We start from the raw sequence: 760 nt of genomic DNA, 5'->3' as shown, positions 1-760 counted from the left end.
AAAATAAGTAAGTGGCGTCCCCAAGAGATTAGTACTCTTGATAACGTCGTGCATAGAGAGTGCGGTGTCACACTGCTTTACACAATACTTAAAATAGTAAGTGGCGTCCCCAAGGGGATTCGAACCCCTGTTACCGCCGTGAAAGGGCGGTGTCCTAGGCCTCTAGACGATGGGGACACATAAATGTGTCACTAGGACAACTGAATTTTTAGACTCGTTTCAGGCGAGCTTTCTTAATAACACTTCACTTCCCTATTAAAAAATAAGTAAGTGGCGTCCCCAAGAGATTAGTACTCTTGATAACGTCGTGCATAGAGAGTGCGGTGTCACACTGCTTTACACAATACTTAAAATAGTAAGTGGCGTCCCCAAGGGGATTCGAACCCCTGTTACCGCCGTGAAAGGGCGGTGTCCTAGGCCTCTAGACGATGGGGACACATAAATGTGTCACTAGGACAACTGAATTTTTAGACTCGTTTCAGGCGAGCTTTCTTAATAACACTACACTTCCCTATTAAAATAAGTAAGTGGCGTCCCCAAGAGATTAGTACTCTTGATAACGTCGTGCATAGAGAGTGCGGTGTCACACTGCTTTACACAATACTTAAAATAGTAAGTGGCGTCCCCAAGGGGATTCGAACCCCTGTTACCGCCGTGAAAGGGCGGTGTCCTAGGCCTCTAGACGATGGGGACACATAAATGTGTCACTAGGACAACTGAATTTTTAGACTCGTTTCAGGCGAGCTTTCTTAATAACACT

At 45.5% G+C, this 760-nt stretch carries 3 tRNA genes; all 3 read right to left on the bottom strand.

From position 1 onward, the window contains the following. Nucleotides 1-101: 101 nt before the first annotated feature. Nucleotides 102-177 (bottom strand) — tRNA-Glu (locus tag H5157_RS20640). A gap of 183 nt (nt 178-360) precedes the next feature. Continuing rightward, nucleotides 361-436: transfer RNA gene (locus H5157_RS20635), tRNA-Glu, on the bottom strand. Between the two features lie 181 nt (nt 437-617). Continuing rightward, nucleotides 618-693: transfer RNA gene (locus H5157_RS20630), tRNA-Glu, on the bottom strand. Nucleotides 694-760 lie beyond the last annotated feature (67 nt).

Source organism: Pseudoalteromonas sp. SG43-3 (assembly GCF_014164385.1).
Lineage (GTDB): Bacteria > Pseudomonadota > Gammaproteobacteria > Enterobacterales > Alteromonadaceae > Pseudoalteromonas > Pseudoalteromonas distincta.
This window is presented reverse-complemented; position numbering and strand designations above follow the sequence as displayed.